Source organism: Azospirillum argentinense (assembly GCF_000632475.1).
GTDB lineage: Bacteria > Pseudomonadota > Alphaproteobacteria > Azospirillales > Azospirillaceae > Azospirillum > Azospirillum baldaniorum.
This window is the reverse complement of the sequence record NZ_CP007794.1, coordinates 602257-628262: the sequence shown is the minus strand read 5'-3', so window position 1 is coordinate 628262 and position 26006 is coordinate 602257. Positions and strand designations below refer to the sequence as shown.

Annotated in this window: 24 protein-coding genes; 8 read left to right on the top strand and 16 right to left on the bottom strand. The window is 68.8% G+C overall.

The window, feature by feature from the left end:
- Nucleotides 1-6: 6 nt before the first annotated feature.
- The 6 genes from ABAZ39_RS17005 to ABAZ39_RS16980 all read right to left on the bottom strand — a co-directional run bounded on the left by ABAZ39_RS17005 (nucleotide 7) and on the right by ABAZ39_RS16980 (nucleotide 4186).
- Entirely contained in the window at nucleotides 7-642 is a 636-nt protein-coding gene (locus ABAZ39_RS17005; protein ID WP_040134102.1) for a LysE family translocator, read from the bottom strand.
- 90 nt (nucleotides 643-732) lie between these two features.
- Entirely contained in the window at nucleotides 733-1053 is a 321-nt protein-coding gene (locus ABAZ39_RS17000) for a hypothetical protein (protein ID WP_040135417.1), read from the bottom strand.
- Between the two features lie 39 nt (nucleotides 1054-1092).
- Nucleotides 1093-1404, bottom strand: a complete 312-nt coding sequence (locus tag ABAZ39_RS16995) for a hypothetical protein (protein ID WP_035676060.1) — start codon at nucleotides 1402-1404, stop codon at nucleotides 1093-1095.
- A 38-nt stretch (nucleotides 1405-1442) separates the two neighbouring features.
- Nucleotides 1443-2237: a hypothetical protein gene (locus ABAZ39_RS16990; protein WP_247874643.1), complete on the bottom strand. Its 795-nt coding sequence runs from the start codon at nucleotides 2235-2237 to the stop codon at nucleotides 1443-1445.
- A 31-nt stretch (nucleotides 2238-2268) separates the two neighbouring features.
- Entirely contained in the window at nucleotides 2269-3210 is a 942-nt protein-coding gene (locus tag ABAZ39_RS16985) for a YqaJ viral recombinase family protein (RefSeq protein ID WP_081863116.1), read from the bottom strand.
- 340 nt (nucleotides 3211-3550) lie between these two features.
- A complete protein-coding gene (locus ABAZ39_RS16980) occupies nucleotides 3551-4186 on the bottom strand; it encodes a hypothetical protein (RefSeq protein ID WP_040134100.1) in 636 nt (211 codons plus the stop codon).
- A gap of 219 nt (nucleotides 4187-4405) precedes the next feature.
- On the opposite strand from ABAZ39_RS16980, the gene ABAZ39_RS16975 reads away from it, so the two are divergent.
- Nucleotides 4406-4726 carry a heavy metal-binding domain-containing protein gene (locus ABAZ39_RS16975; RefSeq protein WP_040134099.1) on the top strand — a complete coding sequence of 107 codons (321 nt, stop codon included), beginning with the start codon at nucleotides 4406-4408 and terminating at the stop codon, nucleotides 4724-4726.
- A gap of 103 nt (nucleotides 4727-4829) precedes the next feature.
- A complete protein-coding gene (locus ABAZ39_RS16970; RefSeq protein WP_040134098.1) occupies nucleotides 4830-6026 on the top strand; it encodes an E22 family MetX-like putative esterase in 1197 nt (398 codons plus the stop codon).
- Nucleotides 6027-6099: 73 nt separating this feature from the next.
- Here the strand turns inward: ABAZ39_RS16970 and ABAZ39_RS16965 are convergent, their stop codons facing one another.
- The 3 genes from ABAZ39_RS16965 to ABAZ39_RS16955 all read right to left on the bottom strand — a co-directional run bounded on the left by ABAZ39_RS16965 (nucleotide 6100) and on the right by ABAZ39_RS16955 (nucleotide 9020).
- Nucleotides 6100-6552, bottom strand: a complete 453-nt coding sequence (locus ABAZ39_RS16965; RefSeq protein ID WP_040134097.1) for a DUF8265 family protein — start codon at nucleotides 6550-6552, stop codon at nucleotides 6100-6102.
- Between the two features lie 218 nt (nucleotides 6553-6770).
- Complete coding sequence (locus tag ABAZ39_RS16960) at nucleotides 6771-7175, bottom strand: response regulator (protein WP_040134096.1); 405 nt, start codon at nucleotides 7173-7175, stop codon at nucleotides 6771-6773.
- An 18-nt stretch (nucleotides 7176-7193) separates the two neighbouring features.
- Nucleotides 7194-9020 carry an extracellular solute-binding protein gene (locus ABAZ39_RS16955; protein ID WP_040134095.1) on the bottom strand — a complete coding sequence of 609 codons (1827 nt, stop codon included), beginning with the start codon at nucleotides 9018-9020 and terminating at the stop codon, nucleotides 7194-7196.
- Between the two features lie 206 nt (nucleotides 9021-9226).
- On the opposite strand from ABAZ39_RS16955, the gene ABAZ39_RS16950 reads away from it, so the two are divergent.
- Nucleotides 9227-9847 (top strand): glutathione S-transferase family protein, encoded by a 621-nt coding sequence (locus ABAZ39_RS16950; protein ID WP_247881708.1) that lies wholly within the window; start codon nucleotides 9227-9229, stop codon nucleotides 9845-9847.
- 60 nt (nucleotides 9848-9907) lie between these two features.
- On the opposite strand, the gene ABAZ39_RS16945 is transcribed toward ABAZ39_RS16950, so the two are convergent.
- The 3 genes from ABAZ39_RS16945 to ABAZ39_RS16935 all read right to left on the bottom strand — a co-directional run bounded on the left by ABAZ39_RS16945 (nucleotide 9908) and on the right by ABAZ39_RS16935 (nucleotide 13193).
- Entirely contained in the window at nucleotides 9908-11014 is a 1107-nt protein-coding gene (locus ABAZ39_RS16945; protein WP_040134093.1) for a TRAP transporter substrate-binding protein, read from the bottom strand.
- A 167-nt stretch (nucleotides 11015-11181) separates the two neighbouring features.
- Nucleotides 11182-12807: an alpha-glucosidase family protein gene (locus ABAZ39_RS16940; protein WP_051658203.1), complete on the bottom strand. Its 1626-nt coding sequence runs from the start codon at nucleotides 12805-12807 to the stop codon at nucleotides 11182-11184.
- Nucleotides 12808-12881: 74 nt separating this feature from the next.
- Entirely contained in the window at nucleotides 12882-13193 is a 312-nt protein-coding gene (locus tag ABAZ39_RS16935) for a hypothetical protein (protein WP_040134091.1), read from the bottom strand.
- Nucleotides 13194-13338: 145 nt separating this feature from the next.
- Between ABAZ39_RS16935 and ABAZ39_RS16930 the strand changes: the two genes are divergently transcribed.
- Entirely contained in the window at nucleotides 13339-14457 is a 1119-nt protein-coding gene (locus ABAZ39_RS16930; RefSeq protein ID WP_040134090.1) for a DNA topoisomerase IB, read from the top strand.
- 3 nt (nucleotides 14458-14460) lie between these two features.
- Here the strand turns inward: ABAZ39_RS16930 and ABAZ39_RS16925 are convergent, their stop codons facing one another.
- The 3 genes from ABAZ39_RS16925 to ABAZ39_RS16915 all read right to left on the bottom strand — a co-directional run bounded on the left by ABAZ39_RS16925 (nucleotide 14461) and on the right by ABAZ39_RS16915 (nucleotide 18848).
- Entirely contained in the window at nucleotides 14461-15450 is a 990-nt protein-coding gene (locus ABAZ39_RS16925) for a small ribosomal subunit Rsm22 family protein (RefSeq protein WP_040134089.1), read from the bottom strand.
- Nucleotides 15451-15551: 101 nt separating this feature from the next.
- Nucleotides 15552-17501: a methyl-accepting chemotaxis protein gene (locus ABAZ39_RS33110; RefSeq protein ID WP_247881707.1), complete on the bottom strand. Its 1950-nt coding sequence runs from the start codon at nucleotides 17499-17501 to the stop codon at nucleotides 15552-15554.
- 267 nt (nucleotides 17502-17768) lie between these two features.
- Nucleotides 17769-18848 carry a lytic transglycosylase domain-containing protein gene (locus ABAZ39_RS16915; protein WP_040134088.1) on the bottom strand — a complete coding sequence of 360 codons (1080 nt, stop codon included), beginning with the start codon at nucleotides 18846-18848 and terminating at the stop codon, nucleotides 17769-17771.
- Between the two features lie 341 nt (nucleotides 18849-19189).
- Here ABAZ39_RS16915 and ABAZ39_RS16910 point away from each other — a divergent pair, with 341 nt between their 5' ends.
- Genes ABAZ39_RS16910 through ABAZ39_RS16900 form a run of 3 tightly spaced genes read left to right on the top strand, consistent with a single transcriptional unit; the run spans nucleotide 19190 to nucleotide 24169 of the window.
- Complete coding sequence (locus ABAZ39_RS16910) at nucleotides 19190-19849, top strand: TetR/AcrR family transcriptional regulator (RefSeq protein ID WP_040134087.1); 660 nt, start codon at nucleotides 19190-19192, stop codon at nucleotides 19847-19849.
- Nucleotides 19846-21006, top strand: a complete 1161-nt coding sequence (locus tag ABAZ39_RS16905; protein WP_040134086.1) for an efflux RND transporter periplasmic adaptor subunit — start codon at nucleotides 19846-19848, stop codon at nucleotides 21004-21006. The genes ABAZ39_RS16910 and ABAZ39_RS16905 overlap by 4 nt, the downstream gene beginning before the upstream one ends.
- 16 nt (nucleotides 21007-21022) lie before the next feature.
- Nucleotides 21023-24169, top strand: coding sequence for an efflux RND transporter permease subunit (locus tag ABAZ39_RS16900; protein ID WP_040134085.1), 3147 nt, complete (start codon nucleotides 21023-21025; stop codon nucleotides 24167-24169).
- 1 nt (nucleotide 24170) lies between these two features.
- Here ABAZ39_RS16900 and ABAZ39_RS16895 read toward each other — a convergent pair whose 3' ends face one another.
- Nucleotides 24171-24920, bottom strand: coding sequence for a sulfite exporter TauE/SafE family protein (locus ABAZ39_RS16895; protein ID WP_040134084.1), 750 nt, complete (start codon nucleotides 24918-24920; stop codon nucleotides 24171-24173).
- Between the two features lie 147 nt (nucleotides 24921-25067).
- Here ABAZ39_RS16895 and ABAZ39_RS16890 point away from each other — a divergent pair, with 147 nt between their 5' ends.
- A complete protein-coding gene (locus ABAZ39_RS16890) occupies nucleotides 25068-25955 on the top strand; it encodes a LysR family transcriptional regulator (protein WP_040134083.1) in 888 nt (295 codons plus the stop codon).
- Nucleotides 25956-26006: the final 51 nt, after the last annotated feature.

Genomic DNA, 26006 nt, shown 5'->3' with positions numbered 1-26006 from the left:
CGAGCGTCAGGACGGCTTCGCCGCGTCCATCACCAACCGTATGCCCAGCGCGCCGATGACCGAGGCCGCTAGCCGGTCGATCCACGCCTTGGAGCGCAGATAGGCGGCGCGGGGGCGGCCGGCGGAGAATGCCACGGCGACGATGGCGTACCAGCCCGTCTCGACCAGGAACACGGCGGGCGGCAGGGCCAGCAGAACCCAGGCCGGCGGCGAGGCCGGCAGAAGGGCCGCGAAGATGCTGGCGTAGACGATGGCGGTCTTCGGGTTGCTGATCTGCGTCGCCAGCCCGATCCCAAAGGAGCGCAAAATGCCGTGGGACTTGGCGGCGCCATCCGGAACGCGGACAGGTTCCGCCGCTCCCCGCCAGATCCGCACCGCCAGATGGACGAGGTAAAGGCCGCCTGCGACTTTCAGGATCAAATAGAGCCACCCGACCTGGATCAGCAGGGCGTGCAGACCGAGGAGGGCCAAGGTGGCGAAGACCACGCCGCCGGCCCCCATGCCGACGGCGGCGGCAACACCGGCGCCACGCGACACGGCAATGGAGGTGCGTGCCACCAGGACGAAGCTGGGGCCGGGGCTGATGGCGCCGATGGCCAAGGCGCCGAGAACGCTCAAAAGGGCAAGAACGGACCCATCCATGGCTGCGGCTCCGCTGTTCGGGAAAGCCGCAGTTTATGGATGACGAACGGGATCGTCAGCCGACAAAATGATCGCGGGCGCCCTGCCCGCTCACTCCGCGGCCATCAGAAAGCTCGTGCCCTGATGGGCGCGCGGGGGCATGTCGGGGAGGCCGATCGTCCGTCCGACCTCCTCGGTCGTCGGCTGGCGCCGATAGGTCTCCACATAGCGGTCGAGCGCGGCGAGGCACTCGGCGATCGAACCGGAACCGACCGCCCGGCAGTCCTCGAAGGCATGCGGGTCGGGGCGGAACCAGTGGGTGATGTAGCCGTCCTCGGTCCCGTTCAGGGTGAGGGTCAGGGCGAAGCGTCCCTCATGCCCGATGCGGGCGTGGGCCGCGCGCAGCCGGGACTGGACCTCTTCGATGGTCATGGCGCGTGCATCCTTCTTAAACATCAGGCGGCCTTTCGATCACGCGGCGTTGCGGAGCAGCCGGTCTTCCAGGCTGCGCGCCCATTCGGCGTCGCGGGCCAGCGATTCGACCAGCAGGCGGGCCGGGCCGGCGGAGTCCGCCGGGGTGTCGGGGCGGAGCAGCCCGGCCAGCCGCAGGGCCAGCGATTCCGCCTCAGCCTCGACCCAGCGGGCATACTGCTTCCGGCGTTCCGCCTCGTTCCAGTACCAGCGCGGAAGCTGCGGGTAGCTGCGCTCCATCTCGCCTTCCCAGGCGCTCATGCGGAACAGGCCGCTTGGGGAACGTTCAGTGGTGGTGCTTGCGGGTGTCATTCAGGGCTTCTCCCTCCACGCCGCGGGAATGGCGTGGCTCAGGCGGCCTCCAGATCGCCGCCCTCTTCGTCTTGCTTCAGAATCTCCGCCTTCTTCTGGGCGAACAGGCTGGTGATGCGGTGCTGGGCCGTGCGGTCCACCGTGCCGATCTCGCGCAGGCGGGTGCCGACGCCGGTGCGCCACAGCTCCTCCAGGTCGTCCAGGTCCAGACAGGCACCGAGCCGCTTGCGGATCTCCTCCTCGAAGGCGGCGATGGCGGCCGGCTGCAGGTCCGGGTTGGACTTGGCGGCGTAGAAGGCCTCGGCCTCCTCCCGATACTTGCTGTCGTCGAACTGGCCCATATGGACGTCCGCGGCGAGTCCGAGCTGGACGAGGCATTTGCCCACCGCGTCGGTCATCGACATCTTGAAGCACTCGTCGTCGGGCGCCTCGATGCCGTTGCGGCGGCGGACCATCTCCGTGCCGCCCCACTGCGGGCCGGTCCAGCACTTCTCGCCCGTCTCCGGGTCGAGGTACCAGACGCGGGCGCAGATGAAGATCATGCGCTCGGCGATGGTCCAATCCATCTGCTCATAGCCCCAGCCCTTGCCGACCGGACCGAACACCTCGGTCATCATCATCAGGCGCCAGGTCGGGTCGATCTGCGTGCCGCGGAAGCCGCCGGAGCGGGTGAAGGGCTTCGTCGCCTTCGGGTCGGTCCGCTTCAGCCGGTTCCACAAATGCATGGGGTCCGGGGTGGCGGGCTCTACGGTGGCGGTCTGGGAACCCGCGACCTTCGGAGCGGCCGTGCTGACGGTCTTCTCGGTTTCGGCAACGGTGTCGGTCTTGCTCATGCGTCCCATGGTCGTCGGGTTCCCCTTTTGATCAGTAGCGTTCGTCTCTCCCCTCACCCCAGCCGCCGCTGAGCACAGCGTCCAGGCTCGGGTCAGGGGACGGATCGGCCGTGGCGGGCCGCCACGGTTCGGCGGTGTCGATCGCCCGCCGCGGCGGCGCGCCGTAGCGCAACGACAGGCGTCCCTCGCGGTCACGGGCGAGGTAAAGGCCACGGCCCGGCTCTTCCCCGGCCACAAAGGCGATGCGCGCATCGGCGGGCATCAGCGCCTTCAGGGCGGCCTCCGCCTCGCGTACGGCAAGCGCGGCGGCGCGGCGGTCCACCAGCTCCGCGGCCAGGGCGGCGAAGCGGTTGTGCCGGGCCATGTCGACCACCCGGCGCGTCTCATAGGCCGGCGCCTCCGCGGGCAACGGATCGCCGGGCTCCACGTCGTTGGCGACGTGCCACCAGAAGGCGTCCAGCGTCTCCATCAGACGCCCGCAATCCGCCTCCCGCCGCGGCACGCGGACGAGCGCGTGGCCGGTGGGGCGCAGGATGGACAGCATCGCCCGGTCCAGCCCGGTGACCACCAGCTGGTGCTGGACCTGCCAGTGGTAGCGCTGGGCCAACTCCGCGTCCGTCTGGAAGCCGCCGGTGAATTTCGCTTCCACCAGCGTGTCCGGCTCGCCGGTGTCCGTGTCACCCTCCCAGGTCAGGAAATCCGGGTGGGCAACCATCCAATCGTGCTCCGGATGGACCCAGGTCCGTTCCGCCGGTACGCAGGGAAGGCCGGTGGCCTTCTCCACGAAGCGGGGGTGCAGATGTTCGGTCGCGATGCCGATCTGCACCGCGGCGACGAGGTCCAAGTCGGCCGGCGTCGACCGCCCCGTCTTCTCGCGCCACAGGTTCAGCCAGTCGCCCGCCATGATGCGGGTGGCGTCGGAAGACCCGATACGCCCTGCCCGCGCGGCACGCTGCGCGTCCGTAATCGCCATTCCCCTGCCGGCCCCCAGCCGTTTCTCCGCGTCTCTGGCTTCGAGTCGATGCGTCTTCGCAGCGCCATCGCCGTTAACCATAAACCGTATCGTGAATATGGGCTGCGAACATGCAGGATTCAAGAACAAAAAGAGAACCTGCGGCTTGGCCGTAGGATCGAATCTTCGAACCTTTTCAAAAAACTAAGTAGAATGCAGCGCAGCCGCGGTCCCGCTGTGACCGAGTCGGGCGACTCGGCACAGATGGGTATGGATTCGTGGTCTCAAAGGGGTTTGTGGAAAAGAATTTCACCGCCGGAATCGGCGGCTTTTCTTCCAGATTCCCGCCAAATACGCGCGATCAGGCGCGCAGGCAGCGTGTGATGTGAACCGCGACCCCCGCGACGTTGGCGCGCTCAATGGGCGTCGGGCGGCAGCCGGGGTCGGTGCTGACCGGCAGCAGATGGGGTGGGAAGAAGCGGTATCCGCACACCGTTCCGTCGCCCACCGTCACCACGACGTCACCGGCCTGCGGGGCCAGCACGTCCAACGGTTCCAGCACCACGCAGTCGTCCGGCAGAACGCCGGCGGCGTTCAGGCTTGAGGAGGCGATGGTCAGCGCAAAGGCACGGCGCGAGGCCGGACGGTCCACGGCGATGCCCCGCGCTCCGCCCGTCAAGGCCGCGGCAATGAAGGCTTCCCCGGCCCTCCGCCCCAACTCCAGAAAGTCCCGTACCTGCTCGACCGACAGCAGCGGCACCCGTGCCACGGCCGGATAGGCGGTTTCGTCGAGGAAGCGCGGCTCGGACCCGGCGACGCGGGCCAAGCGGCCCAGGGTTTCCGCGCTGGGAACGCTGCCCCGCGCCGGATCGCGCAGGAAACGGGTGATGTTGGTCGGCGTGACCTCGGCCAGCCGCGCCCAGGCCCCGGCGCTCCAGCCTTGGGCTTCCATCACGCCGGTCATCCAGCGCAGGATCGCCCGCCGCGTGTCGTCCATACCGCCGTCCTCCCAGCCGAAAGAGCGCCTTATAAGAGAGAACGTTGAAGGAACGCGCAAGGTTTCTTCGCTTATGTCGCAATTTCGCCGAGGATGCGCTGCGATTTCGCAGTATCGCGTTGGACTCCCCTCCCCTCCGGCTGCGCCCTTTCCCCACCCATTGCGCCGTGCCGCGCGCGCCGCCATCTGGAGGGCGCGAAACCACATCCGGAGGAAGCGATGATCGTCACCAGCACCGACACCGTCGAAGGCCGTCCCGTCACCCAATATCTCGGCATGGTCGCGGGCGAGGCGATCCTGGGCGTGAACATGTTCCGCGACCTGTTCTCCGGCATCCGCGACATCGTCGGCGGTCGGGCCGGCGGCTACCAGAACGCGCTGCGCGATGCCCGCGAGGCCGCTTTCGCCGATTTGCAGGACGCCGCGCGGGCGCTGGGCGCCGACGCCGTCGTCGGCGTGGACATCGATTACGAGGTGCTGGGCAAGGAGAACGGCATGCTGATGGTCTCCATCAACGGAACCGCCGTCCGGCTGGGCTGAACTCTCCCAATCGTCTAGGCCGATTGCCCGCCTGGACGGGCGGTCGCACCCCCTTACACTCCCTCCCCGCATCGATAGGGACCTGAGAAACGGGAGGGACGACATGCGTTCTCTGGCGAAACGGCTCGGCGGCCTGGCCCTGGCCGCCGGGCTCCTCTGCGCGGCGCCAGCCCTGGCCTTCGAGGGCCTCGTGGAGAAGAAGGTGTTCGAGATGCCGTCCTACACCACGGTGGGCGGCGGCACGATCAAGAACGTCCGGATCGGTTGGGAAAGCTATGGCAAGCTGAACGACGCCAGGGACAACGTCATCCTCGTCACCCATTTCTTCAGCGGCAACAGCCACGCCGCCAGCAAGTACAAGATGGAGGACCCGGCCCCCGGCTATTGGGACTCCATCATCGGACCGGGCAAGCCGCTGGACACCGACAAATACTTCATCGTCAGCTCCGACACGCTGGTGAACCTGTCGCCGAAGGACCCGACCGTCACCACCACCGGCCCGGCCAGCGTCAACCCGGACACCGGCAAACCCTACGGCATGAGCTTTCCGGTCGTCACCATCCGCGATTTCGTCAATGTTCAGAAGGCGCTGCTGGACAGTCTTAATGTAAAGTCTCTGCATGCGGTGATGGGCGGGTCCATGGGATCGCTCCAGGCGCTGGAATGGGGCGCTGCCCACCCGGAGATGGTCAAGCGTGTGGTCGCGGTCATCGGCGGGGCCGAGGCCGATCCCTTTCTGATCGGCTGGCTGAATCTGTGGGCGGCCCCGATCCGCGTCGATCCGAACTGGCAGGGCGGCGATTATTACGGCAATGCGGAGCCCAAGGCCGGGCTGACCGAGGCGTTGAAGCTGGTGACCCTGCACGCCCGCCACTGGAAATGGGCCGACGCCACCTTCGGCCGCGGTTGGGCGGAGGACGGCAAGGACCCCGCCGCCAGCATGAACAACCAGTACGCCATCGAAGCGTGGCTGGACAAGGCCGCCGCCGCCCGCGCCGCGGTCAGCGACGCCAACCACTTCCTGTATCTGATTAAGGCCAACCAGACCTTCCTGGTGGGCGGCGGCGGATCGCTGGACGAAGGGCTGGCGAAGATCAAAGCGCCGGTCCTGCTGATCCCTTCCGCCGACGATCTCGTCTTCCCGCCGGAACGCGCCATGCGCCCTCTGAAGGAGCGGCTCGAAAAGCAGGGCGTCGCGGTCACCTACACCGACGCGATCACCACCAGCCTCGGCCATCTCGACGGCATTGCCAACATTGCCAAGGCGGGGGATGCGATATCGGCCTTCATGGCGAAGTGACAAACGCAACCGCCCCGCCCGGACACCACCTCCCGGTGGGGCGTTTTCCGTCCGCTCTCGGGGACCAGCGTTCTCAGGGGCCAACGTAATGCGGCATCAGCTTGGCCTGTTCGCCGACATAGACCTTGCAGCGGCTGTCCTGGCCGTCGAAGAAATACACCTCCCCGGCCTTCCGCTTGTTCTGCGGGTCCGACAGGTTCGCCCCACCGGAGAAGGCCACGCCGTAACGCTTGTCCGGCGTCCGCGCCCAGTAGAAGCCGTCCGTCTCCTGCCCGAAGGCACCGCGCTGGCACAGACGCGACAAGGCGGCGTCGTGGCGGGTGAAGCCGTCCAGCCCCTTTGGCAGGCTATAGACCGCCTGGCTGCGCACGTAGCGGGTGCGGGGCGGAATGACTTCCGGGGGAAGCGATGAGCGATTCAAGGCGCGCAAATGGCCGGGATCGGTCCGCTCGACCCGCATCGGGTCCGCCGCCGCGGGCACGGCCAGCAGCGCAAGCAACAGCGGAACGACGGCGATGACCTTCATGGGCTGAATGGCGGCACGGGCAAGGAGGACCGGACTTTAGCACGGACTGCCCGCCACTGAGGAGCGGGCACCGGACGATGCCCCAACGAGAGCTGAGAAAATCGTTTCTTTTCAGATAATTGAGACCACTTCCTCACCTAATGATTAAAAAATTGGTCATTCTTATTCTTAAAGTGATATCTGACAAAATTGCCTTAAAATACTGTTCTGAAAGGGACTTATATCCGTTCCCCCTTGCCGTCCAGATAGCGGGTGATCGTCGCCAGGAAGTCCTTCGGCTGGATCGGCTTGGGCACGTGCCCGTCGAACCCGGCACTGGAAAAGCGCAGCATGTCCGTAGGGGTGGACAGATTGGTGACCGCAACCACCAGCGTGCGCGCCAAAGCGCGGTCGGCGCGAATCAGCCGAACCAGTTCGACACCGGACAGGCCGGGCATCACCACATCCATGATCACAAGATCGGGTTTCAACGCGCGCATCAGGTCGAGCACGCCCCGCGGATCGTCGGTCTCCACAACGCGGTGGCCACCCTCTTCCAGACATCGGACCAGCAGTTTGCGCATCAGGGCGTTGTCATCGACGACGAGGATGGTCCGCGTCGCGGTCAGCGATTGAACACTCATGGCAGCCGTCCCGCTTCGTCACGGCGCTTTGCCAGGGCCGGCGGACGAGGCGTCCGACAGCCACCAAGCGTCGAAGGAGATCGAATAGGGCGGCACGGTGTCGGGGCGCTTCAAGCGGCTCCAATAGGCCACGCGGTAGACGCCGGAGTACCAGTGGGGCACCACGTAATGGTTCCACAGCAGAACCCGGTCCAGGGCCGACACCGCGGCCTTCAGATCCTCCTGGCTGTTGGCGCGGACGATTTCGCCAATCAGATGATCGACCGCCTCGCTTCGCACACCGGCCATGTTCTGGCTTCCCGGACGGTCGGCGAAGGCCGATCCCCAATAGCCGGTCTGCTCGTTCCCCGGCGACAGGGACTGCGGCCAGACATGGACCACCATGTCGAAATCAAAGTCGCGCGTGCGGTTCTCGTACTGGGTGGTGTCCACCGTGCGGATGCTGGCGCGGATGCCGAGCCGCTTCAGATTCTCGATGAAGGGCAGCGTCACCCGCTCGAAGGTCGGACTGTCCAGAAGGATTTCGAAGTCCAGCGGCTTGCCGGTCGCGACGTCGACCCGCACCCCGTTGCGAACGTCGGTCCCCGCCTCGTCGAGCAGCCGCTTGGCCTCCAAGAGGTTGCGGCGCAGCCCGTTCTGGCCCTCCGTGCTGGGCGGGTGGTAGGTCTTCTCGAACACCTCGGCGGGGATTTTCCCGCGCAGCGGCTCCAGGATCGCCAGTTCGCGGCCCTGCGGCAGGTCCCTGGACTGGAGCGGCGAGTTCTCGAAATAGCTCTCCGTCCGCTTGTAGGCGCCGTAGAACAGGGTCTGGTTCGTCCACTCGAAGTCGAAGGCATAGGCGATGGCTTGGCGCACCTTGGGATTCGCGAAGACCGGGCGGCGCGTGTTGAAGACGAAGCCCTGCATGCCCGCCGGCACCTCGTTGGCGATTTCCTCCTTCACCACCTTGCCGTCGCGCACCGCGTCGAAGTCGTAGCCGGTGGCCCAGGTCTTGGCGACGTTCTCTTGGCGGAAGTCGTACAGCCCGCCACGGAAGGCCTGCAGGGCGACGCTGGCGTCCCGGTAATACTCGTAGGCCATGCTGCCGAAATTGTTCCGCCCGACATTCACCGGCAGGTCCCGGCCCCAGTAGTCGGCGACCCGCTCGTAGGTGATGCCGCGGCCCGGATCGAAGGACGCGATGCGGTAGGGACCGCTGCCCAGCGGTGGCTCCAGCGTGGTCGACTGGAAGTCCTTGCCCTCCCAGTAATGCTTCGGCAGCACCGGCAACTGGCCGACGATCATCGGAAGCTCGCGGTTGTCGCCCGGCTTGAAGGTGAAGCGGACGCGTCGCTCCCCCTCCGCCTCGACCTTGTCCACAGCGCCGTAATAGCTGCGGTAGAAGGGATGGCTCTCCGTCAGGATGGTGAAGGAGAACACCACGTCCTCCGCGGTGACCGGCTTGCCGTCGTGCCATCGCGCGCCGGAGCGCAGGTTGAAGGTGATGGAGGAGCGGTCCTCCGGCATCTCCACGCTTTCGGCGAGCAGGCCGTATTCGGTGAAGGGTTCGTCCGCCGAGCCGGTCATCAGCGTGTCGTAGATCAGCGCCGCCCCCGCCGCGGGCACGCCGCGCAGCGTGAAGGGGTTCAGCGTGTCGAAGGAGCCGATGGCCTGAAGGGTCACCTTGCCGCCCTTCGGGGCGTCCGGGTTGACGTAATCGAAATGCCGGAAGTCCGGCCCGTATTTCGGCTCGCCATACAGCGCCATGCCGTGCCGCGCCATGCCCTGCTGTGCCTGCGCGCCCGCCGGTCCGGCCACGGCGGCGACGATCAGCCCGATCAACAGTCCAGCGGCCATACGGCGCATGCCCCATCCTCCCATCGTTCGCTCCGGAGCGCTCGGCCCCGGTTCCGCTCTGATAACATGTGGGAGGGAGGAGGCGGTGCAAAACCCCCTTCCCCACCCCGCGGCATCGCGCCCCTTGATTTGCTCTGGTGTCCCGGCGGGCTTGCGGTCATGGTTTTCGGCAATCCGCGCGGCCAAGCGCGATCAGCATGGAGGGTTCTTCGACCGTGTCCGCCGAATTCACCGTCTACGGCAATTTCAACTCGCAGCCCGCCACCCGCGTCGTCCTGTTCCTGTCGATGGCCGGCGTGCCCTACGCCTACCGTCATGTCGACCTGCGCGGCGGCCAGCAGAAGTCCGCGGACTATCTCGCCATCAACCGCTTCGGCCGGGTGCCGACCCTGGTCCACGGCGACCTCAGCATTTCCGAATCGGGCGTCATCCTCACCTATCTGGCGGAAAAGACCGGCCAGTTCGGCGGACGGGACGAGGCGGAGCGGATCCGGCTGGCGGAGTGGCTGTCCTGGCTGGCCGATGTGTTGCTGCCGGTCCAGCGCGCCCGCGCGGTGCGCAAGTTCAATGGCGATGCCAACGCCCTGCCCTGGATCGACGCGGCGGCGGCCGGCGGGCTCGCCCAGTTCGACCGCCATCTGGCGGGGCGGACCTTCATCGAGGGCGAGCGGCTCAGCATCGCCGACATTTTCGCCTTCCCGTGGATCGACCTCGTGGAGGAGTCGAACATCGACATCGCCACCTACCCCAACGTCCAGGCGTGGCACGCCCGCATGCTGGCCCAGCCCGGCGCCAAGCGCCAGATGGCCCTGATGCCGCAGACGGACGTAGGCTGATCCCAAAAGAAAAGACCCCCACCCGCGATGCGGATGGGGGTCTTTTTTAAGCGGAGGCTTTTACTTCTTGGTGCCGGCCGTCGCCGCGAAGCTGTCGTAGGGCAGCTCGGCGACGCGGAACCACAGCTGGGTCTCGTCCAGGAACGGCTTCCAGCTCTCGTAGATCGTCTTGAAGTTCGGGTTGGTACTCGCCAGCTCGTCGTAATACTCGAAGGCGATCTTGTGCGCCTGCTCCATCAGGTCGCGCGGGTAGGCGCGCAGGATGGTGCCCTTGGCGACCAGACGCTTCAGAGCCTTGGCGTTCTCCGAATCGTAGCGGGCGATCATGTAGGTGTTCGCCTCGGCGCAGGCGGCCGTCAGGATCGACTGGTAGGCCTTGGGGAGCTTCTCCCACTCCTGCAGGTTGACGTAGAGCGAAACGTTCGGCCCGCCTTCCCACCAACCCGGGTAGTAGTAGTACTTGGCGACCTGATGGAAGCCCAGACGCTCGTCGTCGTAGGGGCCGACGAACTCGGTCGCGTCGATGGTGCCCTTCTCCAGCGCCGGATAGACGTCCGCGCCGGCGATCTGGGTCGGGGTGGCGCCCATCTTCGACATGATCTGGCCGGTGATGCCGGCGATGCGGATCTTCAGGCCCTGGAAGTCCGCAGCGGTCTTGATTTCCTTGCGGTACCAGCCGCCCATCTGGGCGCCGGTGTTGCCCGCCGGGAACTGGATGACGTTGTGGTTCTTCATGAAGGCGCGCATCAGGTCGAGACCGCCGGCCTGGAACCAGGCGGTGGTCTGACGCGCGTTCGGGCCGAACGGAATGGCCGTGTCGAAGGCGAAGGTCGGGTCCTTGCCGACATAATAATAGCCGCAGGTGTGGCCGCACTGGACCGAACCGTTCTGCACGGCGTCAAGCACCTGGAGGCCGGGCACCAGTTCACCACCCGGGAAGGCGCGGATCTGGAACTTGCCGTCCGTGCTCTCGGCGACGCGGCGGGCGATCAGCTCCGACGCGCCGAACAGGATGTCGGTGCTCTTCGGGAAGCTCGACGCCAGGCGCCACTGGATTTCCGGCTGCGACTGCGCAATGGCCGGCGCGGCCACGCCGGCCACCGCCAGCCCCGCACCCGCGGCCGCAGCGCCCGCACCCGCCGACTTCAGAAACGCACGTCTTTTCACGATTCTTCTCCCGTGGACTCCGCCTTCCCTTTTCGTTTCAAGCAGCCCATTGGACCACTTGTTGCGAGGGAATTTTCACAACTGCAACAAAGCAGCGTTTTCGTTCCGATTCATCGCACAAATGCGCATGACAGGTCTACCCTGGTCCTACGGATTATGCACACGTCTCAACTGCGCCGACCCAGGAAGGCGGAGAGCGGCGGCAGGACCAGCGTCCGCCCGTCGGCGGTGACCTCGGGAACCGGCGCGCCCGGCGGTCGCGGCAGGTCGAGCGCCGCCATCGGCGGCTTGCGCTTCAGCGCATATTCCGCCGGCCGATCGGACAGGTTGAAGACGGCCAGCAGCTCCTCGCCCTCCGCTGCCCGTTCGAAGGCCAGGACGCTGCCGGCCTCCTCCACCGCCGTCACGTCGCCTTGGCGCAGCGCCGGATGATGGCGGCGCAGGCGCAGGGCGTTCCGCCAGACGTCCAGCGGGCTTCCAGGGCGCCGCTCTTGCGCGTCCACCGCCAGGGCATGGTGGGAGTCCGCCACCGGCAACCACGTCTCGACCGCGCTGGAAAAACCGGCGTTGGCGGCGCCGGACCGCCAGGGCATCGGCGTGCGGCTGCCGTCGCGCCCCTGAAAGTCGGGCCAATAGGCGATGCCGAAGGGGTCGCGCAGATCCTCCGGCGCCAGCAGCGCGTTGGGCAGTGCCAGCTCCTCCCCCTGATAGAGGCAGACGGTGCCGGGCAGCACAGCGAACAGGGTGGCGAGCAGGGCGTTGAAGCGCTCCGGATCGGCGCCGGGCGGCAGCCAACGGCTGGCGGCGCGCTCGACGTCGTGGTTGGAGAAGCTCCAGCAGATCGCCTCCGGCTGCGGCGTGCCGGTCAGCGCCCCGGCGAGGTTCTGTGCGGTGAAGGGCTGCTTGGCCAGCGACAGGGTGTAGGCGGCGTGCAGTCCCTGCGGCCCGCAATAAGCGGCGATGCGCCGTGCCGCGCCCGGCTGGCTCGAAAGCTCGCCCAGCAGCACCCGGTCGGGATAGCGGTCGACCACGGCGCGCAGCCGGGCCAGCACGGTGTGAATGGCCGGGTGCATCATGTCGTAGAGATGCTGTTGCAGGGAGAACAGCTTGGCCGGCGGCTCCGCCCCGTTCCAGGCCGCCGCGGGGTTGGAGCGGAGTTGCGGGTCGTGGGCGAAGAAGTCCACCGCGTCGATGCGGAAGCCGTCCACCCCGCGCTCCAGCCAGAAGGCCGCGGTGTCACCGAGCGCCTGGAGCACCGCCTCGTCGTGCAGGTTCAGGGCGGGCTGGCTGGACAGGAAATGGTGCAGGTAATACTGGCGCCGCCGCGGCTCCCAGGTCCAGGCGGGTCCGCCGAACACCGACAGCCAGTTGTTGGGCGGCGTTCCGTCGGGGCGCGGGTCGGCCCAGACGTACCAGTCCGCGAATTCCCCGCCGCGCGACCGGCGGCTATCGCTGAACCATGGGTGCGCGTCCGAGGTGTGGCCGCAGACCAGATCCAGAATCACCTTCAGCCCGTAGCCGTGCGCCGCCTCGATGATGCGGTCCACCGTCTCCAGCCGGCCCATGCGCGGGTCGACCGCCCGATGGTCGGTGATGTCGTAGCCGAAGTCCTTCTGCGGCGACGGGTAGAAGGGGCTGATCCACACCCCCTGCACGCCGAGCGACGCCACATGGCCGAGGCCGTCCAGCACGCCGTCCAGATCGCCCCAGCCGTCGCCGTTCCGGTCGAGGAAGCTAAGGGGATAGATCTGGTACAGCGCGGCACCGCGCAGCCACGAAGACGCCTGGGACATAAGGACCCTCCACAAGAGACTCGTGGAAAGGGTCCCCCCATAGCCCTAACGATCGGTTACCGAGCCGGTTTTGGTCACGGCTTCCGAGCGTCCGGCGATGGCGTCAGGCGCAGCCAGGGCGCCCAGGCCTGCCGCACGGCGTCGCTCCACATCCGCATCGGCGCCGTCCACAGGGCCAGCATCGGGTTGGCGTTGGCGAGGGCCGGATTGAGCAGCGGGTTGGCCGAGGCCAGCAGCGCCGGCCCCATCATCCCGCGCAGCGCGTCGAAGGAGGGCGTGGCGGTGATCTGGATGGCGATCGTCTCGGCCCCGCGCTCCGGGTCGTCCCGGTGCAGGATCTGGATGTCCAGGTTCGGCAGGGCGGCGGTCAGCTTGGTCTCTTCCATCGTCCTCTTCCCTTCGGTGCCGGCGGGCCTCTTGGCCGGGGCCATGGTCGCCGAACGGCGCGCGCGCCGCAACCATGCAACCAAAACGCGGCGCCGATGTTTCCCGCTGGCAGCCGATGGGCTGGCAACCGATGGGGATTCCAGCATGGACGGAGTGACGGTCACCGATCCCCGCACCGACGCGGAAGAGGCCGCGGCCTGCGCCGGGCTGAGCTATGTCTGCGACGACGAGCCGGGCATCCGGCGACGCCGCGCCGGCAAGGGCTTCTCCTACCGCTGGCCCGACGGCACGCGCGTGACCGAGGAGGACACGCTGGAGCGCATCCGCAAGCTGGCGATCCCCCCGGCCTACCGCGGCGTCTGGATCTGCCCGGACCCGGACGGCCACCTCCAGGCCACGGGCCGCGACACGCGCGGGCGCAAGCAATACCGCTACCACCCGCGCTGGACCGAGATGCGCGAGGGCACTAAATTCGGGCGCATGCTCGACTTCTGCCGCGCCCTGCCCGCCATCCGCCGTCAGGTGGACGGCGACCTCGCCCGCCGTGGCCTGCCGCGGGAAAAGGTGCTGGCCGCCGTGGTGCGGCTGCTGGAGACCACGCTGATCCGCGTCGGCAACGAAAGCTACGCGCGCGAGAACAGCAGCTACGGACTGACCACCCTGCGCGACGACCACGCCGACATCGAGGGATCGGAAATCCGCTTCACCTTCAAGGGCAAGTCCGGGAAGGAATGGAACGTCGCGCTGAAGGACCGCCGCCTCGCCCGCGTCGTCAGTGCCTGCCGCGATGTGCCCGGGGACGAGCTGTTCCAGTATGTCGACCGCGACGGGCAGCGCCACGCGGTGAGTTCCGGCGACGTGAACGAGTATCTGCGCGCCGTCACGGGCCAGGACTTCACCGCCAAGGACTTCCGCACCTGGGCCGGCACCGTCCTGGCCGCCATGGCGCTGCGCGAGTTCGAGACATTCGACAGCGCGGCCAAGGCCAAGCGCAACGTCACCCACGCCATCGAGCAGGTGGCCGCCCGCCTCGGCAACACCGCCAGCGTCTGCCGCAAGAGCTACGTCCATCCCGAGATTCTGGACGCTTATCTGGAGGGCAACCTGCTGGACTCCCTGACCCGCGAGGTCGAGACCGAGCTGCGTGAGGAGCTTCCCGAGTTGGAGGCCGAGGAGGCCGCCGTGCTGGCCTTCCTGCGCGGCCGGCTGGAGCGTGAACGCCGATCCCGCGCCAGCGAGAGCCGGCGGCGGCGCGCCGCGTAGGGCCTAGACCTCCGACGGGTCCGGGGTGGACAGGCCGTCGCCCCAGTCCAGCCGGCGCGCGGCCTTAAAGGCGCCGCCGTCGCGCTTGCCGAGAATCCGTTCGGTCCGGGTGCCGTCCCGGCCGCAGAGCTTGAAACCGATACGTCCGTTTCCGGCGTTCCAGGGCGGCGCGATGATACGGGCGTCCGGGGGCGCACCGGGCTGGCGGGAGGCGGCGATGTAGACGAACTTCTCGTCCTCCCACGGCACCTCCGCCCCCTTGGCCATGCGGTGCAGGCGGGACCGGGCGACCCGGCGGGAGAAATGGCACCAGTCCGGTGCCGCCAATGGGCAGGCAGCGCTGTGCACGCAGGGCGCCAGCGGATGGGCACCCGCCGCGACCAGCCGCTCCCGCGCCCGGACGATGCGCGCCCAGCCGGCAGGCGTGCCGGGCTCGACGATCAGCAGCGTCCCGGCGGTGAGCGACCACAGCCGATCGACCAGCCGGTCGCGCGCCGGCTCCGCCAATTCGTCCAGCACATAGGCCAGGGTCACCAGATCGCGCGGCTCCAGACCGGGCAGGTCACCCGTGGCGTCGCCGGCCCGCCATGCGATCCGCGCGGGCGCCGCCGCCTGCGACAGCGTCTCGCCGACCGCGCGGATGGCCGGGCTGCCCTCGATCAGCAGCGCGTCGTCCAGGCTGGCCCAGCAGTCGGACGCCGCCCACAGCGCGGTTCCCGGCCCGGCCCCCACGTCCAGGGCGGTGACCGGCGCGAAGTCGGGAAGCGCCTCGGCCACCGCCTCCATGCTGGAGCGGACGGCAGCGAAGGTGGCCGGCAGGCGGGTGGCGAGATAGGCCCGCGCCGCCAGATCGTCCGACAGGTGGAAACGCCCGTCCCGCACCTCCGCCCGGTAGCGTTGGGAGAGGCGGTCCGCCGCGCGCTTCAGGTCGGACAGGGCGATGCCGTCGAGCGCGCGGTCCACCGCGTGGCGGAGCGAGGGGGGAAGTTCCATGGGTCCGGAGGGGCAGGCGTGGTCTCGTTCCGCCTGTTAGCACGCCGCCCGCCCCGCGCACACGGACAAAACAGGGCCCGGACAAAACAGGGAACAGGCGGTTACGCCCGCACCTGCCGCAGGAAATCGTCCACCGCGCCGTTCAGCGTGCCGGCCAGCTCCGACAGGCGGTCGGCCGCCCCCATCATGGCGTCGGCGGAGCGTCCGGTGTCCACCGCCACGCGGCTGACGTCACCGATGTTGGAAGACACGTCGGTGTTCATGCACTCCACGATGCGCACGTTGTGGGTGATTTCCGAGGTGGCCTGGCGCTGCTGCTCGACCGCCGCGGCGATGCCGGACACGCTCTCGCCGATCACGCCAATGGTGGAGCCGATGCGGGCGATGGCGTCCACCACCCCCATGGTCGATTGCTGAATGCCGTGGACCAGCGTGGCGATCTCCTCCGTCGAGGAGGCGGTCTGAGAGGCGAGCGCCTTCACCTCGGTGGCGACGACGGCGAAGCCCTTGCCGGCGTCGCCGGCCCGCGCCGCCTCGATGCTGGCGTTGAGCGCCAGCAGGTTGGTCTGCTGGGCGATGGCGGTGATGATGGCGACCACCTCGCCGATCTTCTGGGCGGAATCCGACAGGCCCTTGGTCAGGCCGTCGGCACGCTGGGATTCGGCGACGGCGTCCTCCGCCACGCTGCGTGACTGGGCGATCTGCCGCCCGATCCCGTCGATGGAGGCGGAGAGCTGCTCGCTGGCCGAGGCCACGGCGCCGACGTTGCTGGTCGCCGTGCCAGCGGCATCCGCGGCGGCGCGGGTGCGCTGCGCGGTGTCCGATGCCATGCCGGCCACCGCGCGGGCGGAGCCGGTGACCTCCGACGCCGCCACGGACAGCGAGCCGGCCACCGCCTGCACGGTGCGCTCCAGCCCGTCCGCCAGTTCCGTCATCAGGGCGCGGCGCTCCTCCTCGGCGCGCCGTTCCTGGTCGCGCCGGGTCTCCTCCGCCCGCTGGCGGGCGTCCAGGGCCTCGCGGAAGGCCTCGACCGCGCCGTGGATGTCGGCGATCTCGCGCAGCGGCGAGGGGCGCAGGGGCACCGCGCCCTCCCCACGGGTCAGCGCCTGGAGCGCCCGGCTGGCGTCGCGCACCGGCTGCATGATGAAGCGGTAGCCCAGCAGCATGTTCAGGCCGCCGATCAGCCCGATCAGCACGAAGGCCCCCAGCGCGATCAGCGTTAGCCGGTCGAGCACCGCGGTCAGCGCCGCCGCTCCCTCCTGGCTGCGCGCGGTCACTGCATCCGAGGCGGCGTTCATCCCCTGCACCAGCCCATCGACCAGCGTCCGGACCTCCTGGTTGTGGGCGTGGGCGTCGGTGGTCAGGCGCAGCGTTTCGGTGCGCTGCGCGAAGGCCTCGTCGAGTGCGGCGAAGGACGCGATGTCGTCGGCGACGCTCTCGAACTCGTCGGCGGACGGCAGATGCCGGCGCAGTTCCATGGCCTTTGCCATGTGCTCGCGGAACTGGCGCAGGTCGTTGCCGACGGCCGGCGGGTAGAGCTGGGACGGCAGGCGGGTCAGCAGGAACTTGGCGTCGCGGATCGTCGAGAAGAGCGTGGCGAGCGCCTGCTCATCCGTCGGTTGCGTCGTCGCGCGCATCGCAGCCGACAGGCCACGGGCGATGTCGCCCGACAGGCTTTCCGCGCGGCTGATGTTGAAACCGAACTTCTTGTCCAGCGCCTCGACCTTGGCACCGATGGCCGCGGCCTCCCGGCTCGCCGCGACCGCCTTGGCGACGGTCTGCGCGATCTCCGGCGCGGCGTTGGCCGACATCCGGGCGGCGTGAGCGTCCAGGCTGGTCAGCGCGTCGCCGCGCGTCGCCTCGTCGCCGCTGACGATCACCGCCTCGCCCAGCTTGGCGAGCCGCTCGGCCTCCAGCGCGATCCTCTGGTTTTCGGCCACCCGCTGCGCCAGCTCGGCGTTGCCGTCGGCGATGCGCGTCGCTTCCATGGCGGTCATGCCGCCGAACACCGCCAGGGCGGCCACCACGACGCCCGCAATCAGGCAATCCACCACAACGACTTGAAAGGTCGAGCGTTTTGCCCGTTCACCTGCACCGGATACCATCTCCACACCTCATCCGCAGCGTTCCTCCGAACTCTTCGTTCTTCCGGATGGGCTGCGCAGGGCGGCTCCTCCGGGGCTTTATCGTTTGAGTACCTATATGCTCGGGGATGTGGGTGTGAGGCTATTGTGGAAAACCGAAGACGGCGCCCGACCGTCCGGTGGGCGCCGCCTCTGGTTGTTGCCGATGCTGTGAAACGGGAGCGGGCGAGGCCGTTACAGGCCGGCGCCTTCCCCACCGGCCAGGGCGACGCAGACGCGGTCCCGGCCCTCCAGACTGCCGCAGCCGCCGCTGCGCTGGGACACGAAGCGGATGACCACCCGTTCCCCCTTGCCGACCGCGTGGGGCGGCAGCATCGCCTCGGCGACCAGGGTTTCCACCGTCCGCGACGGCGTCCGTCCGGAGCGGCCGGCGGCCGGCGCGTCCCGGTCGGTGGCGGCGACGAATTCCGCGGGCGGGCGGGCCTCGCCGCGACCCATGGGCTCCACCACGAGCGGAGCCGGGCGGGGCTCCAGAGCGGCCACGGCGACCGGTGCCGGGGCGGCCGGGGTCTGCGGCACCGGCGCCACCGGTTCCGGGACCACCGCAGCAACGGCGACCGGTTCCGGAGCCGCCGGCTTGACGGCCGGCTTGGCGGCCACCGCCACGGGCTGAGACGTCGGGGCGCTCGCCGGAACGATGGCGACTTCGATCGCGCTGGCGCCCGCCGCCTGCGACGGTTCGCGGGGCGCCACGCCGCGGAGATTCGGCGTCAAGGCCGCTATGTACATCCGGGTTTCGCGCGGCAACCGCTGCTTGCCCGCCAAATGCGAGGCGTAGCAGGCCGGGCCGCAATTGTAGGCGGCGAGGAAGCCCGGCGCGCCGAACAGGTCGTACATCTCCCGCAGATAGGCGGTGCCGGCCAGGATGTTGTCGCGGGGATCGGACGGATCGGACCCCAGCCCGTATTGCGTGCGCATCATGTCGTAGGTGCCGGGCATCACCTGCATCAGCCCGATGGCGCCGGCATGGCTGGTGATGGTGCGGCCGTTCACGACGGAGCGCCCGCCGCTCTCGCGCATCATCACGGCCCTGATCCACTTCTCCGGCACGTCGAACCGTTCCGACGCCTCGCGGATGTGGGGGACCCAGCGGCCGAGCGGGTCCTTCGGATCAATCGGGACTTCGGCCACCTCCGGGGCCTTGACGACAAGCTCCGCCGTTTCCGGAGCGTTCGAGGCGCAACCCGCCAAGCCGAGGGCGAGAATCAGGGCGGCACCGGCGGCGCGGGCCGCGGTGAAGTCGCGATAAGCCACGAGGAGGGGTCCGTGCTGGTTGCACAAAGATCGAAAGCGTTACCCTCTCTTTGCGATGTAATGGTGCCGGCTGTCAAGCAACAAGGCGGGTGTAATGTCCTGATTCTACGGCCTTTCCCTTTTTCATAGCCCATTGGAATGGTTTTCAGGCAAATGCTGTTCATCCGTATTGGCCGTTTTTCTGCCCCATTTGGCACTGTTGGCGTCTTTGCGAATGCAGGCGAGAGACCCATTCCTGTCACGCCCTAAACTTGCGGTCCGATCCCTGCAGCCCTCTCAACCGCTTGACTTTCCAGCTGCCATTCCATATTGAATGAACGTTCATTTATAGCTTCGAACCGATGCCCGACAGCTCTCCCCTTCCCCCTTCCCGCCGGTCCCGCCGCAAGGAGGCCCGCCCCGCCGAGGTGATCGAGGCGGCGCGCGACCTGTTCATCTCGCGCGGATTTGCCGCAACCAAGCTGGAGCATGTCGCCCGTCGGGCCGGCGTCAGCGTCGGGCTGCCCTACCTCTATTTCGAGAACAAGGAAGGGCTGTTCAAAGCGGTCGTCCGGCAGTCCATCCTGCCGCAGTTCCAGATGGGCGAGGACTTGCTGGACAGCTTCACCGGCAGCAGCGAGGAGTTCCTGCGCGGCCTCGCCCGTGGCTTCTGGGAGATGGAGCAGAGCCCCAACGCCGGGCTGTCGAAGCTGGTCATCGCCGAGGCGCAGAACTTCCCCGACCTCGCCCGCTTCTACATGGAGGAGGTTGTTCTTCGCGGGCGGCGCTTCCTTGCGCGCATCCTGCGGCGCGGCATCGAGCGCGGGGAGTTCCGGCCCGTCGACGTCGAGCAGATGGCCCGCGTCATCGCCGCCCCGCTCAGCATGCTCTCGCTGTGGAACCACTCGCTGCGCCCCTTCGAGCCGGACCCCGCCGTGGCCTCCGCCGAATCCTACCTTGACGCCTATCTCGACCTCGTCCTCAACGGGCTGAGGGCCGAACCCAAGGACCGCATCCCATGATCGACGCCGCCCGTTCCGATGGTTCCGCCGCCAAGCCGCGGCGCCGCCTGCTGCTGCCCCTGCTGATCGTCGGGGCTGTGGCCGCGGGCGGCGTCGCCTGGAAGGCCACCAGCAGCCACGACGCGGTCTCCCCGGCGGTGGCCGGCCTGCCCCCGGCGGAGCGGGCGGTGGAGTTGTCGCCCGTCGAGCTGACCCGCATGGCCCCGCGCCGCCTGACCGAACTGGTGCGGCTCAGCGGTTCCGTGAAGCCGATGGAGCAGTCCATGGTGAAGTCGGAGGTCGCCGCCCGGCTGGTCGAGGTGCCGGTGCGCGAGGGGCAGGCCGTCCGGAAGGGCGAGGTGCTGGCCCGCTTCGACACGGTGGAGCTTCAGGCCAAGCTGGACGAGAAGCTGAGCAATCTGGAAGGCGCCAAGGCGCAGCTCGTCCTGGCGGACAAGACCCGCGCCAAGAATCTGGCTCTGCGCCAGAAGGACATCGTCTCGGAAACCAACATGGATCAGGCGCAGAGCACCTTCCGCTTCCAGCAGGCCACCGTCGCGGCGCTGGAGGCCCAGGTGGACCTCGCCCGCAAGGCGCTGCGCGACGCGGTGGTGGCGAGCCCGATCGACGGAACGGTGGCCGAGCGGGCGGTCAACCCCGGCGAGACGCTGGCGGTCAACGCCAAGATGTTCTCCGTCGTCGATCTCAGCCGCGTCGAGGTCGAGGCGGCGGTGCCCGCCGACGACGTGGCCCGGCTGAAGCCCGGCCAGACCGTGCGGCTGCGCGTGGAGGGCTTCGGCGAACGGGACTTCATCGGCCAGATCGCCCGCATCAACCCGATGGCCCGCGCCGGCACCCGCGCCATCCCGGTCTACATCGTCCTCGACAACGCTGACGGGGCCCTGCGCGGCGGCATGTTCGCCGCGGGCGACGCGGTGGTCGACGAGGTGGAGGGCGCCTTCGCCCTTCCCCCGGCCGCCGTCCGCCACGACCAGGACGGTACCTTCGTGCTGGTCGTCTCCGGCGGACGGGTGGAACGCCGCAAGGTCGAGGTGTTGGGCGCCTGGGCGCGCGGCGATCTCGTTGAGGTGCGTGGGCTTGCCGACGGCGAGCTGGCGGTGACTGCCCCCCTGCCCGGCCTGACCGCCGGGCGGGCCGTCAAGGTCATGGGTTCGTAAGGGAACGCGCCGCGCCATGCCGATCACCCGCATCAGCGTCGACAACCCCGTCTTCGCCACCATGATGATGGTGGCGCTGATGGTGCTGGGCCTGTTCTCCTACAACCGGCTGGGCGTCGACCAGTTTCCCGACGTGGATTTCCCGCTGGTCGTCATCTCCACCGAGTACCCCGGCGCCAGCCCGGAATCGGTCGAGACCGACGTCACCCGTCCCGTCGAGGACGCGGTCAACACCATCGCCGGCATCAAGACGCTGACCTCCCGCTCCTACGAGAGCCAGTCGGTGGTGATCGCCGAATTCGACCTGAAGACCGCCTCGTCCCAGGCGTTGCAGGACGTGCGCGAGAAGGTGTCGGCCCTGCGCCCTAAGTTCCGGGACGAGGTGAAGGACCCGCAGATCACCCGCTTCAACCCGGACGACCAGCCCATCCTGTCCCTCGCGGTCAAGTCGGACATCCGGTCCCTGCGCGCCCTGACCACCATGACCGACCAGATCGTCCTGAAGCGCCTGCAGAACGTGCGCGGCGTCGGACGGGCGACCATCGCGGGCGGGGTCAAGCGGCAGGTCCAGGTGCGGCTGCGCCCCGAACGGCTGGAGGCGCTGGGCGTCGGCGTCGATCAGGTTCTCAAGGCGATCCGCGACGAGAACCAGGACATTCCCGCCGGCACCGTCTCCGGCAACGGGGCGGAGCGCGTCGTCCAGGTCGATGGCCGCGTCATCAACCCGCGGGAGCTTCTCGACATCATCGTCGCGCGCCGCGGCGGCGAGCCGGTGCGGCTGCGCCAGGTCGCCGAGGTGCTGGACGGCCAGGAGGAGCAGGACTCCGTCGCCCTGTTCAACGGGCAGCCGGCACTGGCCGTCGACGTGGTGAAGATCCAGGGTTCCAACACGGTGGAGGTGGCGCGCGGCCTCTACAAGGCGCTGGACGGGCTGCGCCGCGACGGCTCCCTGCCCTCCGACGTCGCCCTGGAGGTGGTGCGCGACACCTCGCGCGGGATCACCAACTCGCTGAGCAACGTCCAGCGCACGCTGGTCGAGGGTGGCGTGCTGACCATCGCCATCGTGATGATCTTCCTGGGGTCCTGGCGCAGCACGGTGATCACCGCGCTGACCCTGCCTGTGGCGGTGATGGGCACCTTCGGCGTGTTGGCGGCCTTCGGTTTCACCCTGAACACGATGACGCTGATGGCGCTGTCGCTGGCCATCGGCATCCTGATCGACGACGCCATCGTGGTGCGCGAGAACATCATGCGCCACCTCGGCAAGGGCCAGGGGCACCGGCAGGCGGCGCTGGACGGCACCAAGGAGATCGGTCTGGCGGTCCTGGCGACCACGCTGACCATCGTGGCGGTGTTCCTGCCCGTGGCCTTCATGGGCGGCATCATCGGGCGCTTCTTCCTGCAGTTCGGCATCACCGTGTCGGCGGCGGTGCTGATCTCCCTGTTCGTGTCCTTCACGCTGGACCCCATGCTGTCCAGCCTGTGGTACGACCCGGCGGCCCACGGGCGGCACGGGCGCGGCGTCTTCGGGCGCTTCGCGGCGGGCTTCCAGGCCGCCTTCGACGCGCTGGCACGGGTCTACGGCCGGACGCTCCGCTGGGCGCTGCGCTGGCGCTGGCTGGTCCTGCTGATGGCCTTGGGGATTTTCATCGGCAGCTTCTTCCTGGTGCCGCGCATCGGCGTGGAGTTCGTGCCCGCCGCCGACCTCGGGGAATCCATCGTCGATGTGGAAACGCCGGTCGGCTCATCCCTCGACTACACGGCGGCCAAGCTGCGGCAGGTGGAGGCGGCGATCCGCGAGTTCCCGGAGGTCGCCTACACCTATTCCACGGTCAACACGGGCGCGTCGGTCGGCAAGAACCGGGGCAGCGTCTATGTCCGGCTGAAGCCGATCGACCAGCGTACGCGCACGCCCAACACGCTGGCCCCACCGCTGCGCGAGCGGCTGTCGGCGATCCCCGGCGTCCAGATCGGCATCGGCATTCCCGGCGTCGGCGGCGTGCAGAAGCAGATCCAGGTGTCCGTCCAGGGCCGCGACATCGCGGAGCTGGACCGCATCGGCAAGCAGGTGACTGCCGCCATGGCCGGCATCCGCGGCTTCGTGGACGTGGACGTCAGCCTGAAGGCCGCCAAGCCAACCCTGTCGGTGCGGCTGGAGCGCGATCTGGCGAGCGACCTCGGCGTCGGTACGGCGCAGGTGGCGAACACGCTGCGTCCCCTCTTCGCCGGCGACAAGGTGTCCACCTGGAAGGCGCCGGACGGCGAGACCTACGACGTGCTGGTCCGCCTGCCGGAAAGCGACCGGGTGGGCCGCGCCGACCTCGACCGCATCTACCTGACCGGCTCCAACGACGCCGAGGGGGCGCCGCGCATGGTGCCGCTGTCGCAGGTCAGCCGGGTCGAGACGACGCTCGGCGCCTCGCAGATCAACCGCCGCGACCTGTCGCGCGAGGTGAACGTCCAGGCCAACGTCCAGGGCCGCCCGGCCGGCGACGCCGGCAAGGAGCTTCAGGCGGCCATCGCGGAGATCAAGCTGCCGCCCGGCTACCGCATCGTCTTCGGCGGCTCGACCAAGGACATCGCCGAGACGTCGGCCTACGCCACCCAGGCGCTGCTGCTGGCGGTGATCCTGATCTACCTGATCCTGGCCTCGCAGTTCGGCAGCTTCCTCCAGCCCATCGCCATCATGATGTCGCTGCCGCTGTCGCTGGTCGGGGTGTTCCTGGGGCTTCTGGTCGCCGGCTCCACGCTGAACATCTTCAGCGCCATCGGCTTCATCATGCTGATGGGTCTGGTGACCAAGAACGCGATCCTGCTGGTCGACTTCGCCAACCAGGCCCGCGCCCGCGGGGTGGAGCTGCGCGACGCGGTGGTGGAGGCCGGCATCATCCGGCTGCGCCCCATCGTCATGACCACCATGGCGATGATCTTCGGCATGATCCCGCTGGCGCTCGGCATCGGCGAAGGCGCGCAGCAGCGCGCACCCATGGCCCACGCGGTGATCGGAGGCCTCATCAGCTCCACCCTGCTCACCCTGCTGGTGGTTCCGGTGATCCTCACCTACCTCGACGCGCTGTCCCGGCGCTTCAAGCGCTGGTTCGCCCACAAGGACCCGGACGCGGTGGCGCACGGCACGGCTGCACAGGGCACGGCTGCGGAGTAGGTCACCCCAGATGCTCCAGCATCAGGAACAGCCCGAGCGCCAGCAGGCCGAGGAAGAAGCAGCGCCGGAACACCTCCGCCCGCACTCGCCGGCGGAGGCTCTGGCCGAGCGCCATCCCGGCCAGGGCCGGCAGCAGCGAGGCCAGTGAGCCCCAGGCCAGCGTGCCGTCGAACAGCCCATGCTGCGCCAGCCCGGCGGCCAAAGCCAGTGTCGACACCGTGAAGGACAGGCCGAGCGCCTGGATCAGCCGGTCGCGCTCCAGCTCCAGCGCCTGGAGGTAGGGCACGGCGGGGATGACGAAAACCCCGGTGGCCGCCGTCACCACGCCGGTGGCCACGCCGACCAGCGGCGACAGCCAGGATTCCGCCGGCGGCGGCACCCGCAGCGGCAGCTTCACCAGCCCGGCCACCGCGTAGAGCGCCAACGCCCCGCCCAGAGCCGCTGCGGCCTGCCCCGACGAGGCGCCGGCCAGCAGCCCCGCCCCGGCCCAGGTGCCCAGCGTGATCCCCAGCATCATCGGCCAGAATCGCTCGATGGTGGCGCCGAGGCCGGGGCCGAAGGCCAGTTGCCAGAGATTCGTCACCAGCGAAGGCACGATCAGGATCACCGCCGCCTCGGCGGGCGGCATGACGAGGCCGAGCAGACCCATGGCGACGGTCGGCAGGCCCAGGCCGATCATGCCCTTGACGAACCCGGCCAGCAGGAAGGTCAAGGCCATGGCGGCGACGATGAGGAGAGGCAGGTCGATCATCACGGCACCCTCATGTCAGGTCCCCTCTCCCGCCCCGGGAGAGGGTTTGATGCCACTTGAGGCAAGGCCGTGGCTTCCGGCAATGTGGATGTCACGCAGCCAGCCTTCGGTTCAGACGAAGGCTGCCGCCCCGCTGGAGACCCGCCCATGCGCTTCGACCTTACCGACCTGCGGCTGTTCCTGAACGTGGCGGAAGCGGAGAGCATCACCCACGGCGCGGAGCGCACGCACCTCGCCCTCGCCTCGGCAAGCGCGCGAATCCGCGGGATGGAGGAGACGCTCGGCGTGCCGCTGCTGGAGCGCGGGCGGCGCGGCGTCCGCCCGACCCCGGCGGGCGAGGCGCTGGTTCATCACGCCCGCCTCCTCCTCCAGCAGGTGGAGCGGATGCGCGGCGAGCTGGGCGATTACGCCAAGGGGCTGAAGGGCCATGTGCGGCTGCTGTCCAACACCGCCGCCCTGGCGGAATTCCTGCCCGAGGCCCTGGCGCCTTTCCTCGCCGCCCACCCCAACATAGACATCGACCTGGAGGAAAGGCCCAGCCATGAGATCGTGCGGGCGGTGGCGGAGGGGCTGGCCGACGCCGGGGTGGTGTCCGATCACGCCGACCTGTCGGGGCTGGAGGTCTTTCCCTTCCGCACCGACCGCATGGTGCTGGTCACGCCGCACGGCCACCCGCTGGCCAACCGCCGCAGCGTCGCCTTGCGCGAGGTTCTGGAGGAGGATTTCGTCGGGCTGGCGACGCGCAACGCCCTTCAGCAGCACATCAACGAACACGCCATCCGCGCCGGCCGCCCGCTGAAACTGCGCGTGCGGGTGCGCGGCTTCGACGGGATCTGCCGGATGGTCGAGCAGGGGGTGGGGCTCGGCATCGTCCCGGAAGCCTCGGCGAAGCGCTGCCGCCGCTTCACGAAAATCCGCGCGGTGCGCCTGACCGACCCCTGGGCGGTCCGGTCGCTGGTCGTCTGCGTCCGCCGCCTGGACGCGCTGCCCAGCCACAGCCGCGAACTGGTGACGCGGCTGGCCGGCGCTGTTTAACCCTCTCCCCTCTGGGGAGAGGGTGGCCCAAAGGGCCGGTGAGGGGGTTGC

Excerpts from the sequence above, each read along its gene's own strand:
- ABAZ39_RS16955 (WP_040134095.1), bottom strand. The coding sequence starts at position 9,020 with ATGCGCCGTATGGCCGCTGGACTGTTGATCGGGCTGATCGTCGCCGCC.
- ABAZ39_RS16995 (WP_035676060.1), bottom strand. The coding sequence starts at position 1,404 with ATGACACCCGCAAGCACCACCACTGAACGTTCCCCAAGCGGCCTGTTC.
- ABAZ39_RS16965 (WP_040134097.1), bottom strand. The coding sequence starts at position 6,552 with ATGAAGGTCATCGCCGTCGTTCCGCTGTTGCTTGCGCTGCTGGCCGTG.
- ABAZ39_RS16890 (WP_040134083.1), top strand. The coding sequence starts at position 25,068 with ATGCGCTTCGACCTTACCGACCTGCGGCTGTTCCTGAACGTGGCGGAA.
- ABAZ39_RS16975 (WP_040134099.1), top strand. The coding sequence starts at position 4,406 with ATGATCGTCACCAGCACCGACACCGTCGAAGGCCGTCCCGTCACCCAA.
- ABAZ39_RS16980 (WP_040134100.1), bottom strand. The coding sequence starts at position 4,186 with ATGGACGACACGCGGCGGGCGATCCTGCGCTGGATGACCGGCGTGATG.
- ABAZ39_RS16940 (WP_051658203.1), bottom strand. The coding sequence starts at position 12,807 with ATGTCCCAGGCGTCTTCGTGGCTGCGCGGTGCCGCGCTGTACCAGATC.
- ABAZ39_RS16905 (WP_040134086.1), top strand. The coding sequence starts at position 19,846 with ATGATCGACGCCGCCCGTTCCGATGGTTCCGCCGCCAAGCCGCGGCGC.
- ABAZ39_RS16900 (WP_040134085.1), top strand. The coding sequence starts at position 21,023 with ATGCCGATCACCCGCATCAGCGTCGACAACCCCGTCTTCGCCACCATG.
- ABAZ39_RS17005 (WP_040134102.1), bottom strand. The coding sequence starts at position 642 with ATGGATGGGTCCGTTCTTGCCCTTTTGAGCGTTCTCGGCGCCTTGGCC.
- ABAZ39_RS17000 (WP_040135417.1), bottom strand. The coding sequence starts at position 1,053 with ATGACCATCGAAGAGGTCCAGTCCCGGCTGCGCGCGGCCCACGCCCGC.
- ABAZ39_RS16990 (WP_247874643.1), bottom strand. The coding sequence starts at position 2,237 with ATGAGCAAGACCGACACCGTTGCCGAAACCGAGAAGACCGTCAGCACG.
- ABAZ39_RS16970 (WP_040134098.1), top strand. The coding sequence starts at position 4,830 with ATGCGTTCTCTGGCGAAACGGCTCGGCGGCCTGGCCCTGGCCGCCGGG.
- ABAZ39_RS16935 (WP_040134091.1), bottom strand. The coding sequence starts at position 13,193 with ATGGAAGAGACCAAGCTGACCGCCGCCCTGCCGAACCTGGACATCCAG.
- ABAZ39_RS16895 (WP_040134084.1), bottom strand. The coding sequence starts at position 24,920 with ATGATCGACCTGCCTCTCCTCATCGTCGCCGCCATGGCCTTGACCTTC.
- ABAZ39_RS16925 (WP_040134089.1), bottom strand. The coding sequence starts at position 15,450 with ATGGAACTTCCCCCCTCGCTCCGCCACGCGGTGGACCGCGCGCTCGAC.
- ABAZ39_RS16930 (WP_040134090.1), top strand. The coding sequence starts at position 13,339 with ATGGACGGAGTGACGGTCACCGATCCCCGCACCGACGCGGAAGAGGCC.
- ABAZ39_RS16910 (WP_040134087.1), top strand. The coding sequence starts at position 19,190 with ATGCCCGACAGCTCTCCCCTTCCCCCTTCCCGCCGGTCCCGCCGCAAG.
- ABAZ39_RS16960 (WP_040134096.1), bottom strand. The coding sequence starts at position 7,175 with ATGAGTGTTCAATCGCTGACCGCGACGCGGACCATCCTCGTCGTCGAT.
- ABAZ39_RS16985 (WP_081863116.1), bottom strand. The coding sequence starts at position 3,210 with ATGGCGATTACGGACGCGCAGCGTGCCGCGCGGGCAGGGCGTATCGGG.